Annotated in this window: 14 protein-coding genes and 1 riboswitch; of the genes, 5 read left to right on the forward strand and 9 right to left on the reverse strand. The window is 37.5% G+C overall.

The annotated features are described in order from the left end of the window. Positions 1–14 precede the first annotated feature (14 nt). From ACQKMR_RS14475 to ACQKMR_RS14485, 3 genes are all read right to left on the reverse strand, one after another. Positions 15–623: a nucleotidyltransferase family protein gene (locus ACQKMR_RS14475; RefSeq protein ID WP_427697916.1), complete on the reverse strand. Its 609-nt coding sequence runs from the start codon at positions 621–623 to the stop codon at positions 15–17. Further along, positions 616–1,665 carry an XdhC family protein gene (locus ACQKMR_RS14480; protein WP_427697917.1) on the reverse strand — a complete coding sequence of 350 codons (1,050 nt, stop codon included), beginning with the start codon at positions 1,663–1,665 and terminating at the stop codon, positions 616–618. Before ACQKMR_RS14480 ends, ACQKMR_RS14475 begins: the two co-directional genes overlap by 8 nt. 152 nt (positions 1,666–1,817) lie before the next feature. Continuing rightward, on the reverse strand, positions 1,818–2,129 hold the full coding sequence (locus tag ACQKMR_RS14485) for a hypothetical protein (protein ID WP_427697918.1): 312 nt from the start codon (positions 2,127–2,129) through the stop codon (positions 1,818–1,820). 141 nt (positions 2,130–2,270) lie between these two features. Between ACQKMR_RS14485 and ACQKMR_RS14490 the strand changes: the two genes are divergently transcribed. Beyond that, positions 2,271–3,665 carry a sigma-54 interaction domain-containing protein gene (locus tag ACQKMR_RS14490; RefSeq protein ID WP_427697919.1) on the forward strand — a complete coding sequence of 465 codons (1,395 nt, stop codon included), beginning with the start codon at positions 2,271–2,273 and terminating at the stop codon, positions 3,663–3,665. A 250-nt stretch (positions 3,666–3,915) separates the two neighbouring features. On the opposite strand, the gene cobT is transcribed toward ACQKMR_RS14490, so the two are convergent. Beyond that, positions 3,916–4,962 (reverse strand): nicotinate-nucleotide--dimethylbenzimidazole phosphoribosyltransferase, encoded by a 1,047-nt coding sequence (gene cobT, locus ACQKMR_RS14495; RefSeq protein ID WP_427697920.1) that lies wholly within the window; start codon positions 4,960–4,962, stop codon positions 3,916–3,918. Between the two features lie 166 nt (positions 4,963–5,128). After that, positions 5,129–5,677 carry a signal peptidase I gene (lepB, locus tag ACQKMR_RS14500; protein ID WP_427697921.1) on the reverse strand — a complete coding sequence of 183 codons (549 nt, stop codon included), beginning with the start codon at positions 5,675–5,677 and terminating at the stop codon, positions 5,129–5,131. A gap of 283 nt (positions 5,678–5,960) precedes the next feature. Here lepB and ACQKMR_RS14505 point away from each other — a divergent pair, with 283 nt between their 5' ends. Beyond that, positions 5,961–6,716, forward strand: coding sequence for a bile acid:sodium symporter family protein (locus tag ACQKMR_RS14505; protein WP_427697922.1), 756 nt, complete (start codon positions 5,961–5,963; stop codon positions 6,714–6,716). On the opposite strand, the gene ACQKMR_RS14510 is transcribed toward ACQKMR_RS14505, so the two are convergent. Beyond that, positions 6,713–7,897, reverse strand: coding sequence for an acyl-CoA dehydrogenase family protein (locus tag ACQKMR_RS14510; RefSeq protein WP_427697923.1), 1,185 nt, complete (start codon positions 7,895–7,897; stop codon positions 6,713–6,715). The two genes, ACQKMR_RS14505 and ACQKMR_RS14510, sit on opposite strands and share 4 nt — an antisense overlap. Before the next feature lie 423 nt (positions 7,898–8,320). Here ACQKMR_RS14510 and sfnG point away from each other — a divergent pair, with 423 nt between their 5' ends. Next, on the forward strand, positions 8,321–9,391 hold the full coding sequence (gene sfnG / locus ACQKMR_RS14515) for a dimethylsulfone monooxygenase SfnG (RefSeq protein ID WP_427697924.1): 1,071 nt from the start codon (positions 8,321–8,323) through the stop codon (positions 9,389–9,391). Positions 9,392–9,577: 186 nt separating this feature from the next. Then, on the forward strand, positions 9,578–10,123 hold the full coding sequence (locus tag ACQKMR_RS14520; RefSeq protein WP_427697925.1) for an NADPH-dependent FMN reductase: 546 nt from the start codon (positions 9,578–9,580) through the stop codon (positions 10,121–10,123). Between the two features lie 239 nt (positions 10,124–10,362). Here ACQKMR_RS14520 and ACQKMR_RS14525 read toward each other — a convergent pair whose 3' ends face one another. The 3 genes from ACQKMR_RS14525 to ACQKMR_RS14535 form a co-directional block, all read right to left on the reverse strand. Then, positions 10,363–11,148 (reverse strand): SDR family oxidoreductase, encoded by a 786-nt coding sequence (locus tag ACQKMR_RS14525; RefSeq protein WP_427697926.1) that lies wholly within the window; start codon positions 11,146–11,148, stop codon positions 10,363–10,365. A gap of 15 nt (positions 11,149–11,163) precedes the next feature. After that, positions 11,164–12,018 (reverse strand): RhaT/GlcU family sugar-proton symporter, encoded by an 855-nt coding sequence (locus tag ACQKMR_RS14530; RefSeq protein WP_427697927.1) that lies wholly within the window; start codon positions 12,016–12,018, stop codon positions 11,164–11,166. A gap of 515 nt (positions 12,019–12,533) precedes the next feature. After that, the gene (locus ACQKMR_RS14535) at positions 12,534–14,360 is read right to left on the reverse strand and encodes an APC family permease (RefSeq protein WP_427697928.1); all 1,827 of its coding nucleotides are present in this window, start codon (positions 14,358–14,360) and stop codon (positions 12,534–12,536) included. Between the two features lie 151 nt (positions 14,361–14,511). Then, positions 14,512–14,655: riboswitch (cyclic di-AMP (ydaO/yuaA leader) on the reverse strand. Between the two features lie 156 nt (positions 14,656–14,811). Between ACQKMR_RS14535 and ACQKMR_RS14540 the strand changes: the two genes are divergently transcribed. Then, complete coding sequence (locus tag ACQKMR_RS14540; protein WP_427697929.1) at positions 14,812–14,952, forward strand: bacitracin ABC transporter ATP-binding protein; 141 nt, start codon at positions 14,812–14,814, stop codon at positions 14,950–14,952. The last annotated feature ends 19 nt before the right edge of the window (positions 14,953–14,971 follow it).

Below are 14,971 nucleotides of genomic sequence, written 5' to 3' on the forward strand. Positions count from 1 at the left end.
CGTTAAAAGAGTAGCTATAAATCAAAATGTTTTTTCATCTTTAAGTAATCTTCAGGTGTGTCAACATCCATCCCCCACATCTGATTATCAGTGGAAACGACCTTCGTTAATGGTGTATATCTTTTTATAATTTCTTTGCCTCCTTGATCTCCTGCAATTGAATCGAATTCGTTAAATAATTCAGCATCAAACAGAATTGGATGACCTAAATCATCTTTATATTTTGGCCTGACAATACGAACCCCTTCATGCCTATGAGCTTTATAGTGGTCAATTAGTGATTGTACAAAGGATTTGGAAACTAAGGGTTGATCCGCTAAAAAAATCATGACAGCATCCACATCCTTTTTTACCGCCTGAATACCGAGTTTCAGAGAAGAAGCCATACCATTTGCATAATTTTGATTATAAATAATTTCTATATCTTCTAAATCATGAGTATAATGTCGAATTTCTTCTATATAATGACCTGCGATTAAAACGATTGGCTGTAATGAAACATCAACCGTTGCTTTAAGAACATATTTAAAAAGAGGTTGACCATTTAAAGGTAATAATAGTTTAGGTTGTCCCATACGTGTTGACATTCCAGCTGCAAGAATTACAGCTCCTACTTTAAGCATGAATTTTGGTCTTTCCATGGAGTGAAATCGGATTTCTACCATTTTTGACGGTCATTAGTTCAGCAACAATACTTAAAGCTACTTCCTCCATCGTTTCAGCTCCTAGATCCAAACCAATAGGTGAATGTATCGGCCCGTCGGAAAAAGTTTGTCCAATATTTATAAGCATTTCTTTTGTTCTAGCAATAGGGCCCAGAACACCGATATACCGTGGATTACTTGTCAAAGCAAGTTGTAATGCCTTTTCATCAATCTCTTGGTGATGATTCATGATGATCCACCATGAATCCATAACATTGTTTGAATTAATCTCTTCAGGTTTTTTAATTAAATGTTTAACAGAGGGAAAATGTCGAGGGTTGTTAAATTCCACACGTGAATCTAATACATTAACAGAAAAACCAGCTTTAGCAGCTAAATCAGCAACAGGTACTGCATCCCTTCCGGCTCCTGCAACAATTAATTTTTCCGCGGGTTTAACTGCATCAATTAGAAATCTGCTTCCGTCACAGCTCATTATTTCTGCTCGAGTTTGCGTGTCCATACTATTTCTTGCTTTTTCTACAACTTCACAGGGGAATTTATCCAAATCCCCAGTCATTTTACCTTCTTTTTCAATCAATAACCTCCTACCAGTAGGTATTTCCAGTACATAAGTGAAAGTTTGACCCTTCTGGATAATTTCTTCTGTTTTCTTCCAAAATACATCATTCGGATTTATAGGTAGAATAAGCATTTCAAGAACCCCTTTACACCCTATTCCTAAACCCCACATTTCATTTTCACTTAAATCGTACTTATGTGTTAAAGGGGTTTTCATATCCATTGCCTTTTCTGCCCACCCAAAAAGATCGTTTTCCAAACATCCTCCGCTTATCGTGCCGAACATTTTCCCATCAGAAGCCATCATCATTTTGCTACCTGGCAGTCTGTAGGCTGAACCTTTCACACTAATTTGCATGATAATAGCCGCTTGTTCGTTACGGTCCCATGCTAATTTAATATTTTTTAATACATCTTTAAACTCTAGTAATCGTGACATATCCGTTTCTCCCCCTGTCTGCTTGAATTTTATGAAGTAAGTGGAAGTTAAAAAGAGAATAATCCTTTTTTTCTTCCTATCTTACCCATTTATTTCACAAAAAAATTTCTCCCAATACTATCTATTTAGTATTCTTTTTTTCTAAATCTATGCTAAGAAACAGTGAAAGAGCAACAAAACATAAAATAGCGCTCAACCAATTTTTTTATGAACCTCAACAATGCTTTCCCTGTACTCTGCCGGCTTTCAACCCACTTCTGGGCTTTAGCCGCTTCTGCTAACCGAAATTGTTCGACGATTTTTATCTTCAAGCTGCATGCTTCAACGATTGCGGACGCTCTTTTCGCATAGTTCCTAAAGCTAAAGCCAAGAACCGACCAGCAGCTGGCATGCAAATCCACAGTCTTGAATTGGACTGTTTCTCCACTAGAGTTACCAAAGTGACCAATCGTCCATACTCCCAAATAATTCAGTCTCCGTTACGAATATAGCTTTAATCATTGCAAAACGATTCACTTTTAAATCAAAATATCTGAAAATTCTTGATTTTACCCTTGTTTTTGATTTATATTTGAATCACTAGAACAATAGATAAGGAGAAAAAAATGAGTGATAACAATGTGAAAAGAGTATTGGACACCATCATCAGCACATCCAATAACAATATTACTGTGACCGATGAAAAGGGTTTTATTTTATTTACGAATCCTAACCACTGGTGGATTTATGGAATTGAACCCGACAATTATCTTGGAAAATCGGTCTACCAGCTGGAAACTGAAGGAATACTTTCTCCATCGATCACCGCTATGGTTTTGAAAGAACGAACACCTACCCAAATTATGCAGCATACGAAGACGGGAAAAATCGTCATGTCGACTGCATATCCCATCTTTAATGATGATGGTGAATTGATTCGCGTCGTTAGTTATACCCAGGACCAAACTGAAATCAGAAACTTACAGGATCAATACGGACAATTAGAAAAAAAGATTCAAGAATACCAAACAGAGGTCGAGGAACTTCGGGAACAGGAAGAACTGATCTATCGAAGCAAAGAAATGCAGCAAATCTCCAAAACGATACTCCGTGTTTCAAAAACAGATGCTACTGTCATGCTTCTCGGGGAATCAGGGGTTGGAAAGAGTGTCTTTGCCCGCAGGCTCCATAATCAGAGCTATCGCAGTAAAGAACCCTTCATTGAAGTAAACTGCAGTACCATTCCAGAAAGTCTTTTTGAATCTGAAATGTTTGGATACGAAGCAGGATCCTTCACAGGGGCGCAAAAGCATGGGAAACAAGGATTGATTGAACAGGCACATAACGGAACCTTATTTTTAGATGAAATCGGAGAGCTTCCCTTGGATATGCAGGTCAAATTATTAAATGTTCTACAGGAGAAAACCTTTAAAAGGGTGGGTGGAAAAAAAGAGCATAAGATAGACTTTCGGCTCGTAACAGCAACAAATCAAAACCTTGAGGAAATGGTCGAAAAAGGATCATTCAGGCTCGATTTGTATTACCGCTTAAACGTAATTCCTGTCCAAATCCCACCTTTACGCGAAAGGAAAGAGGATATTGCCATCTTGATCAATCATAATCTTGAGATTATTAACAAGAAATACAAGTCAGATAAAAAATTGCACCCCTCCACATACGAAATCCTCATCCAGCATAAATGGTCCGGGAACGTGCGTGAATTAGAAAACTTAATTGAACGGCTCATTTTGACTTCGGAAGACTCCATTATTTTCCCTGGCTTCCTCCCCTCCCATTTTCATGATCAAGAATCTTTGGAGAAAAAAGATGATACCCTAATGATCGATCAAATGATGGTTGAGGACCGCGATCTCAAGACAGCTCTTGAACAAGTGGAAAAATGGATGATGATGAAAGCACATAAACAATGTAAATCGACATATGAAATGGCTAAATTTTTAGGTATTAGCCAGCCTTCCGTCGTTCGAAAAATGAAGAAATATCAAGGTCAACTTACCTGAGTACAGCTCAGTTTCTAATACCCCATTACATCTGGTGAGTGATAGAAGCTGTGTTTTCGTAACTTTCCAGAAAAGTAATAGGCAGACTATATTGACTTTTTTTCGTAAAATAATTAAATTGTTTGTTAAATATTATTAATCCACATGGTAAAAAACAAGAAATCACGATAGATGCACGGCGGTTTAATTCTTAGCAGGTCTTTTTACATAAAAATAAGAGGCCTTCATATAGAAAGCCTCCTTCATCTTATTATTTGTTTGACACACCTGCCGACTCAAATGTTGCCATTTCCTTTATGATCAATGTTGCTGACTGAAGAATAGGAAAAGCAACTGCAGCTCCTGTTCCTTCTCCTATTCTCATTCCTAGTTGAAGAATTGGCTCTTTTCCAAGCAATTCAATAGCCGTTCTATGTCCCGGCTCTGCGGATTGATGTCCGACAAACATATAATCAGATGCACGACCAGAAATAAGATTTGCAATTACAGCAGCCGTCGTTGTAATAAAACCATCAACAAGAATGGGAATTCGGTTATTGGCTGCTGCAAGCATGGCCCCTGCCATCCCGGCAATTTCAAGTCCGCCAATTTTTATCAGAATATCGATTGGATCATCAGGATTAGGTTTTCTTAAAAGAATTGCTTCTTCAATAATTCTTTGTTTATGTAAAATACCTTCACTTTTTAATCCTGTTCCCTGGCCTACAAGCGATTCTACGCTCTTCCCGCTAACAACGGAGATTATTGCAGAACTAGCTGTCGTATTTCCAATACCCATTTCACCAAGGATCAGACATTTTGCTCCCCGTTCGATCATTTTCAGAGCGCGCTCATACCCGATTTCAAGCGCTTGATTTACTTCTTCCCGTGTCATAGCATTCTCTTTATAGAAGTTTCTTGTTCCACGGCGGACTTTCCTTGAAGTTAATTCCGGTGCTTCAATATCCGCGTCAATCCCGATATCAACTATGTCAAAGTAAGCATGAATCGCACGGCTGAATACATTGATCGCCGCTCCATTATTCAGGAAATTGAGAGCCATTTGTTCAGTCACTTCTTTTGGATAAGCGGAAACCCCCTCATCCGTAATCCCATGATCGGCTGCAAACACAATCACGCCCGGTCTCGATACTTCAGGAAAGGCTTCACCTGTCATCTTTGCTAATTCGATTATCAATTCTTCTAGCCGTCCCAAACTTCCCTGCGGAACTGTAAGCGAATCCACATACCTTTTTACCTGCCGTCCCATTTCTTCATCCAGCATTGGGATGGAGAGAGTGGCTAACTCATTCTTCATTATGAAAATACCTCCAAAATTCAAAATAAAAAACCTTAACCATAGGTAAAGGTCCTTATCTATCATCTGCTATAAATACAACTTAGTCTATATTATTACACTATAAAATTTCTCTTTGAGTAAAATGGATAATGTTAAAACATGCACATATTCCGAGTTCAATATTTTACTGTGGCATCCCTAGTTCATGTAATGGATAGAAACGAAATTCCACTTTACCCACAAGTGATTCCTCAGATATAAAACCAAATCTTCTTCCATCCCAGCTATCCCTACGATTATCTCCCATGACAAATAAATAACCATTGGGTACTTTGGATTTCCCTAATAGATTTTGCAGGGTAAAATTCTCCGTCAGATTTTCTTCAGGTGGAATTTGCTCTTTGTTTGTTTTCAAATATGGTTCTGTATACTTTTTCCCATTGATATATAGCACGTCTTTTTTCATTTCCACACTGTCACCTGAAAGACCAATCACTCTTTTGATATACTTCTTATCTTCATCAGGAGCATGAAATACGACCATATCGAAATGTTCGATCTTACCGATTTTTGTAACAACAATCCGGTCATTGTTTTCATAAGTTGGCTCCATTGATTCACCCTTAACAGTCACTGGGGTAAATAAAAATTGGTTGCAAATAAAGACGATTATTAATGCAAATAGGATAGATTTTGCCCATGAAAGCACTTCACTTTTTATCTCTTTCTGCATATAACTTCCTCTCTTATCGATTTTGAATGATTAACAAATATAAAATGAAAAATCTTTTTATATTAACATTTTACTTAAATGGATTTATTATGTATATAGTAGAAATCTTTAAGATAAAAGATCTTTCTTTTAAAATACTTTTTTTTGCATATGGTAAAGTTACTTAAGAAGAATTTAACGTAGGAAGTTTAGGCTCAAACTTTAAATCACTGCAACGGGCAGTCACTCACCCTTTACCTATTTTCATCGCCGTTTTGATCATCCTGCACGTACTTATGCCAATATGGGTCTGACTCTTGGCTATTTAGTTTTTCGTGGGGATGCCTTCAAGATTATAGGTTTAGTCTTAGCTGTTGTTATTCCTACGGGTGTCACCATTATGATTTGGGTATCCATGTATAAAGGGAATGCTGTACTTGCTCTAACCATTATCCTAATCGACACTCTATTCTCTCCAATCATCGTTCCTTACAGCGTTGCCCTTTTCGGAGGCGGCTCAATTGAAATGGATATGTGGTCAATGGTGAAAGGGTTAATCGGAATGGTCGTTCTTCCGTCCATACTGGCAATGTTCTTGAATCAGACTACGAAAGGCAAGGTAAAAACAATTCTATCCCCCCGATTAGCTCCTTTTTCCAAACTAAGCGTAGGAATTGTCGTAATATTGAACAGTTCAAAAATTGCTCCCTATTTAACTCATTTCGATAAAAAATTAATAATCATGACCTTCTTGGTTTTATTTATATCCGCTTCAGGCTATGCTCTTTCTTGGATGATTGGAAAATTTTTAAGATGGGAACAGGAAGACGTCATTCCCTTAACTTTTACCGGCGGGATGCGGAACATCAGTGCAGGAGCTGTTCTTGCGACCACCTATTTCCCGGCTGCCGTTGCGGTTCCTTTAGTACTTGGAATGCTTTTTCAACAAATGCTCGCTTCCTTTTACGGATATTCCATAGATAAGTATTACCATCGAGGTTTTTCGAAGATTAAATCAGATGGTTTTTTTAAACTTGAGATAATTCATGCTTACCGTTAGGAATAAGGTGTGATTTCAGGCACCTTAGAATTGAGGGCCCAATTGCCAATATCCCGGATTTTATAATCAAGGGGATCATGCAAAGTATGGGTTCTTATATTCCTCCAAAATCGATCATACTGATACCTAGCCGAGGTAGCTCTTGCTCCCATTACATCAAACATACGATTCGTTACCTCTAACGCCGTTTTCGCTACGGAAACCTTCGCTGTTGCAATCGTGATCCCGCACTCTCCCCGTTCCTGCTCAGTTAGCATCCACTCTTTTTCCCATACATTCTGCAGGGCGTCTGCTGCATTTTGAGCCAGTGCAGCTGAAGCTTTTAACTGAACGAATAATTCTCCATAATGGCGAATGGTATAGGGGTCGCTGGTTGCATCTTCTACATAAGACGTCATCCAGGGACGGGTCACATTTTTTGTATAGTTCTTTGCTTCTTCAAAGGCTCCTTCCGCAACTCCTAGCATCACATGAACCAAAATAGTTTGGGCAATGTGTGTCCTTAGTGTAGGAAACAAACCTTGAAGATCTTGTTCATAATAATCAAGCACCTCTTCCTTTTTCAGTACCACTTCATTAAATATAACCGTCCCGCTGTCTGTTTGCCGCTGTCCAAAACTATCCCAATCATCCTGTATAATAATTCCTTTTCGATTAGTTGGAATAACAGCAATAACAGGGCGATCAAAACCTGTGCTCTTAGCAGAAATCAATAAGCGGGCAGAATCCATTGCCCCTGAACAAAAGCTTTTTTTTCCATTCAATATCCAATGTGAGTTTTCTTTATTCAACAGCAAATTTTCATCCCGAGGATTAAATGCATTTCCCCAGAACAAATTCTTTTCAGCCGTTTCCTCATATAACTTCTCTTTCTGAAATGGAGATCCGAATAAGTGGACAGATGTCAAACATAAGAAATGATATCCGAATAAATGGGCGATCGATCCATCCACTTTTGCCAGTTCACGTGTTAATTGTAAAACTGTTTTCCAATCTTCCCCTTTCCCTCCTAGGGATTTTGGAATCATAAGCGAAAGCAAACCACTTTCACGAAGTAAATCACGCTCAAATTTTGCTGTTCCTCCTCGTTTATCTCGCTCAATTGCTGTTTTAGCAAATTCCTTAGCTAATGAGTATGCTATTTCAAGATAATCAGCCTTACTTTCTTTCGCCATTTTCATTAATTGAGTCCTCCTTAATGCTTCTTTAGTTTCTTATATAAAAAATAATAAAGAGGCTCCCATCTCAAGATACATTCCACCTTGAATTGGGAGCCTCTAGTGATCTAGTCGGCTATTGAATTATCAGAATCTTCGTTTTTATATTAAATCTTATTAAACACATTAGTCAAGTAATAATTAGGGATATTTTTTTGCAAAGAATACAAATCTGCCCTTTAATCCTCACTTGACAGATGGGCTTAATGTATAATAAACTTTCTCACAAAGGTGTACGGACTTTTAAAAAAACAAAACAAAATATGCTGACTGGTTTACCAGAGGCTCTTGTCGAACTCTTCTTTTATTTGAAGGCTGACAAGAGCCTTTCTTTATAAAAAATTGCTTTTTAGAGAAGATATTCCCGAAAAACAGGAGGTAATAAAAATGAGTTTACAATTTGCATATTGGGCACCAAATGTAAGTGGCGGTCTGGTTATTTCGAATATTTCCCAAAGAACAGGTTGGACGTATGACGCGAATAAACGATATGCACAAATGGCCGAAAACCTAGGATTTGATTATGTTTTATTGCAAACTCGATTCTTTGCAAGCTATGGGGCTGAGAATCAATTAGAAGCTGCTACGCTTGCTTCTGCATTGGCAAGTGTGACTAATAAAATTAATATCATTACAGCCGTTCTTCCTGGACTGTGGCATCCCGGTGTCGTAGCCAAAATCATCTCTACGATCGATCATATTAGCCATGGACGTGCATCCATAAATATCGTTAGTGGATGGTTTAAAGACGAGTTTACTGGCTATGGAGAACCATGGTTGGATCATGATGAACGTTACAGGCGTTCTGAAGAGTTTATACAAGTTCTACGAAATTTATGGACAAAGGAAGAGACTACGTTTAAGGGTGATTTTTACCGAACAAATGAAGCACCCCTAAAACCCAAACCGATTAACCCTCCCAAAATATTTCAAGGTGGCAACTCTATTGCTGAGGCAGGACGAGTGTCTGATGTTTATTTTATAAATGGAAACACATTAGAGAAATTAAAAGAACAAATTGACCAAGTACGATCATTGGCTCGCTCGAATGGAAGAGAGATTCAGATTGGTGTCAATGGTTTTGTGATTGTTCGTGGTACAGAAGAAGAAGCAAAACGAGTTTTAACAAATATAGTTATACATGCAGATCAAAAAGCTGTCGAAGGATTTAAAAAACAAGTGAAATTTGCAGGTCAAGCTTCATCACAAGGAGAAGGAATGTGGCAAAACTCAACATTCGAGGATCTCGTTCAATACAACGACGGATTCAAAACCGGGTTAATTGGGACTGCCGAGCAAGTTGCGGACCGCATTATTGAATTAAAAAAAATCGGAGTGGATATCATCTTAACAGGATTCCTGCACTACGAAGAAGATTTACAAGCCTTCGGGGAGAAGATAATTCCTCTCGTAAGGCAAAAAGAAGAAAAAGTAAAAGAAGAAATTACTACTATATAGATAATAAGAATCCAACAATGCAACACTATTGCTGATTTAAATTAGTCACATTACTCCGAAGTAGGGCAAGTATATGAGTTTTCATAGGCACCCTTTTTCCCTTTCAATAAAATAACAATTATAATGTGAAAGTGGAACAAATTAACATGAATAGACAATACAAATAAGTACTCGGAGGTAATGAAGATGAAAATTGTTGCAATTGTAGGGAGTATTCGTAAAGAATCTTATAACCTAAAGCTTGCTAAATTTATTCAAACTCGATATCAAGAACGGTTTGATCTTGAAATCTTAAACATTCGGGATTTGCCTTTTTATGACCAAGATATTGAAAACGAACCTCCTGTAGTTGTAAAAGAATTTAAAAGCAAAGTCGCTAGTGCAGATGCGGTCTTATGGGTAACTCCTGAATACAATGGTACGATTCCTGGCGTATTAGGCAATGCTATCGATTGGTTATCACGTGTGGATAAAGTCTTGATTGGTAAACCATCATGGATCATGGGTGCGTCCATGGGGCAATTAGGAACGGTTAAAGCCCAATTACATTTGCGTGAAATTCTATTCGCTTTAGGTATCTCCTCTCCTCTGCTTCCTGGAAATGAAGTTTATGTTGGAGCAGTTCATGAAAAAATCGATAAAGAAGGTACTCTTACGCATGAACCGACTGTTCAGTTTTTAGATACTGTCGTTGATAACTTCATTGCCTGGTTTAATCATCATAATCGTTAATTTAGTAAAAATCCCAGTAGGAATTATCCTACTGGGATTTTTTGTGCGTCCTACCTATTCATTAAACTAGACTCTTCTTCGACTAGTATAAGTTGTGAGGCAGATTCAAACTTTTTTAGCTGAACAAATGCCTACTTAATCATCTACCCTATTAAAGAAGAGCAGACTAACGAGGAAGTAAGTCCAAGATAGAAGCTATTAAAACCATTATTAAGACGAGTATGATTCAAGAGATTCTTTCATCCTCTTCCCGCTTGAAATGAAGGATATTTCGTCATTCCCCCATCAGCAAATAGGGTGATGCCTGTTACATAACTTGACTCCGAAGATGCCAGCCATACAGCAACCGCAGCGATTTCTTCAGGCTTTCCAATGTACCCCATTGGAATCATACTTTCAAGATCCTTTTTCTTTTCAGGATCTTCAAGCTTGTCGGCATTTATTGGCGTGGCTATTGCACCTGGACCAATGCTGTTTACACGAATCCCTTTTGGCGCATATTCTAGCGCCAAAGTTTCCGTAAGCAACTTCACACCGCCCTTGCTTGCCGCGTAGTGAACAAATAAAGGCCATGGAATTTTTTCATGTACACTGGACATATTTATCACATTTCCTTTAATGTTGTTTTCTACAAAATACTTGATGGCTTCACGGCAACCTAAAAAATTACCTGTTAAATTGGTGTTAATTACCCGGTTCCAGTCGCTTAATGGCATCTCATGAGAAGGGACTGGATTTTCTATTCCTGCATTATTAATGAATATGTCAAGTTTTCCAAATCCCTTTATGGCTGATTGCACAAAATTAATCACATCTTCTTCAACGGTAACATCGCCTTTTACTGCAATAGCTTCCCCATCAGTTTTTTTGATTTCTTCTAATACACTATCTGCTTCCTCTAATTTAGTACGGTAATTAACCACGACCTTCGCCTTTTCCTGAGCAAAGCGAATTGCCATTGCCTTTCCTAAACCAGTGGATGAACCAGTTATCACAACGACCTTTCCTTCTAAATCTGTATACATTTCATCGCCCTCCAATTAACTTTTTGCGAGTCCGAGCATAACCCCAGCTGTAATAATCAAGATAATTCCAATAACGATTCCAATTAATTGGCGCCTTGTTTTCTTCTCATGCAAAATTATGATCCCACCGAGCGTTGAAATAATAATGCCCATTTGAGATAGGGAAAAACTCGTTGCGACTCCCACACGAGGCTGTGATATAAATAAAAACATGTTTCCTGCTGCCCATATTAATCCAGGAATGATATTGCGAATTGCATACTTATTAAACGGCTTATGTTTAAACGTTAATAATAAGCCACCTACCACCATCCCGATTGCTTGAGGAAACAATGCTGACCAGCCATTAACATCAAAAAGACGTGCAACAACCACATAAACTAAATAACCAAATGTTGAGATGAGTAGAATAACGATTCCCTTTTTCAAGTTTCCCGATTTACTCTCTTTTGATTCTTTATCTTCCAGTGAGGTCAACACGATTCCAATGATAATAAATACTAAAGCCAGTACGCCTAAAATAACCGCTTTCAGTGTAGACCATTCGTGAAAAACAATGACTCCAAATAAAGTAGTAGAAATCAGCTGTAATCCCGTTGAAATCGGCATTGTTTTAGAAACACCCATTAAATCAATGCTTTTGAGCTGATTAGCTTGTCCAACAGCCCAAAAAAGTCCTGAAACAAACCCCACACCAAAAACTAGAGGTGACAACTTGATATCCGCGAAAAAATAAACCCCAATAGAAAAAATCAAAGCCCCAATCGTTGTACCTAGGGTTTGACTATAGGGACCACCACCAAGTTTCACATTAAATAAAACGATACTTCCCCAGAATAGTGCCGGTAAGAGAGCTAATAATATATCCATTTTCAACCCCCATATATGTATGTACTAAACATGTCATTTTTTAATATGTACTCACTAAGAAAATTGAACCTTGGTAATTTTATCTATGAAAACTTCTTAGAGGCTTACTGAATTTTGATCATCTAATGACCATTTATTCAAATGAATGATAATGATAAATTCAAAAGGAAAGACAAATTCAGCTGCAGTTGTTCTACATAAAAAGGGCTGCCAGCGGCAACCCTTTTTATGTAGAATTAGTATTCTCACTCATATTAGCTTGAAATAATGGAGGAAATGTTTGAAATGAATCCACTCGTTCCCTCTGCGTTGAATCTACTACGATACTATCGGTATCACCTGAATAATGTAAACACTTATGACTTGTTGCACTTCTTAAACAATAGGTGGTTGCCAATTTTGGCAAAAACTAAAACCTCTCATTTTTTGAATGATATCAAAAATCTATTTGTCAGTCATAAACTTTATATTTCCAGAAAAGTAAAGCTATCAATGAAATCACTTTTTTTATATTTTTATTTTTTCAAATGATACGGTACTGTCGTAATAACTACATTTCTTCTATAAAGTAAGTATGCACGGATCAGTAAACTAGATTGGTTGTGAAGAATATTGTGCCAGCCTTTCTTCGGAATAAATTGTGGAATGATTACTGTAACTTTATAGTTAGATTCCCTCGCTTTATGTTCAACTGTATCTACAAATTTAGTTAGTGGCTGTATGATACTTCTATAATAAGAGTTCAGTGTGACGAGTCTAATATCTGGTTGCCACTTCTTCCATTTTTCTTCGAATTTTTTTTCATCTTCTCTTTCAAAAGCAACATAAACGGCAATAACCTGATGTGCCGAAAGAGATTTAGCATAATTTAATGAGTTCTCAACCACATGAGTTATACCAGCCACAGGTACAATAATGATATTCCCTTCTATTGGTAAGATAGGCTCACAAGTTGTAATCCTAAGTTGGTCACCAACTGCTTCATAATGCTTTCTAATTCGATGAAAAATAACAATGATGATAGGTAAAAAAATCAAAACAGGCCAAACCTGAGTAAATTTGGTTAAAAAGAATATCATTGTGACGATAAAGCTAATAAGGGCACCAATTGAATTAATGGTTAATTTCATCATCCATCCTTTTGGCTTTTCGCGAATCCATTTAACAATCATCCCGGACTGAGACAACGTAAATGGAATAAATACCCCAACCGCATAAAGTGGAATAAGATTTTCTGTATGTCCTTCAAATGCGATTATTAAGATGATTGATGCAAGTCCTAGTATGATAATTCCATTGGAATATCCTAATCGGTCTCCTCTAATTGTAAACGCCCTTGGTATGAATTTATCCTTTGCAAGATTTACCGCAAGCAAAGGGAAAGCAGAATAGCCAGTGTTGGCAGCAAGTATCAAAATTAATGCAGTCGTACCTTGAATGAAGAAATACATGAAATTCCGTCCAAAGATCTCTTCAGCAATCTGCGAGACAACTGTTACCTCTGCGTTAGGTACTATGCTTAAATAATAGGCTAAGAATACAATTCCCGTAAATAACACGGCAAGTAAAGAACCCATTGCTATTAATGTTTTTGCAGCATTATTAGGGGCTGGATCTTTAAAGTTCGGAATCGCATTGGAAATCGCTTCAACTCCTGTTAATGCTGAGCTACCTGATGCAAAAGCTCTTAGAAGTATAAATAAACTGATTCCTGCTACTGGTGTTCCAATTGATGCATGTAAGTCAGGGGAAACGCCACCAGTTAAAATTTTGTATAGACCTACACCAATCAGAATGAATAACGCTAAAACGAATAGATACACTGGATAGGCTAATACGGAAGCCGACTCTGTTACCCCTCTTAGGTTTAGGATGGTAAGAAGAATTACAAAAATTATAGCAATAAAGACATTATATGAATGTAGGCTCGGGAAAGCAGATGTGATGGCATCTGTACCCGCAGAAACACTTACAGCCACAGTTAGGATATAGTCGACTAACAAGGATCCTCCAGCTATCAACCCAGGATTCACACCCAAATTGTTTTTTGAAACCACGTATGCTCCCCCGCCATGAGGATAAGCAAAGATAATTTGTCTATAGGACAAGATTAAAGCCATTAACAGAATCAATACACCAATGGCGATAGGAATGGAATACCAAAATGCTGCGGCACCCACTGTAATTAAAACAATTAATATTTGTTCCGGACCATATGCAACCGAAGACAAAGCATCAGAAGATAATATGGCCAAGGCTTTTGTTTTGTTAAGCTTTTGGTCACCTAATGCCGTTGATTTTAAAGGCCGGCCTATTAAGAACCTCTTTATAGAAGATAACATTAAGAATCACCGCCATTTTTCAAATTAAGTGTATTTTGCCCAGTTATATGAATAAAACTTTACGAACAAAACAAGAATAAAATAGAAAAATGCCCACAAGTCATAGTTAAATAGACCTGCAGACATCATTTTTTTGTCTCACAAGTTCCACCTTCCTTCTCATATAACGCTTACGAGGTTAGCTGTCGGATTCGGGCCTTTGAGTAGCCCTACCTAGAAAGGATTCACCCCTTGGATTGTAAAACAATCCCAAGAACGGTTCCCCCGTACCATAAGGTTTCAGCGATTTAGAAATATGAAACTGTTGATATCATACTCCCGTGATTCAGAAAAGTAAATGAAAAATTTGCAAACAAAAAGAATAATTTTTTCTTAGAGAGGTTATGTTGTTAACAACTACTTCATTAGTGATTAAGACATATGGTACCAAGAAAGGATAGAGGAGAATTACATGCCCCCAAAAAATGATAACCCAATATTATCTGATGAATTTTTAGATCAAGTGGTTAAAGAAATTAACGAAGAATATGGTGGTCCCGCAATGGAAAAAAATGATCAGCACCAAAATAGAGATAGGGAAGAAAGAAGCTGAATACATCTCTGATTTATCA

This window comes from Peribacillus sp. NPDC096540 (genome assembly GCF_050278525.1).
Classification (GTDB): domain Bacteria; phylum Bacillota; class Bacilli; order Bacillales; family DSM-1321; genus Peribacillus.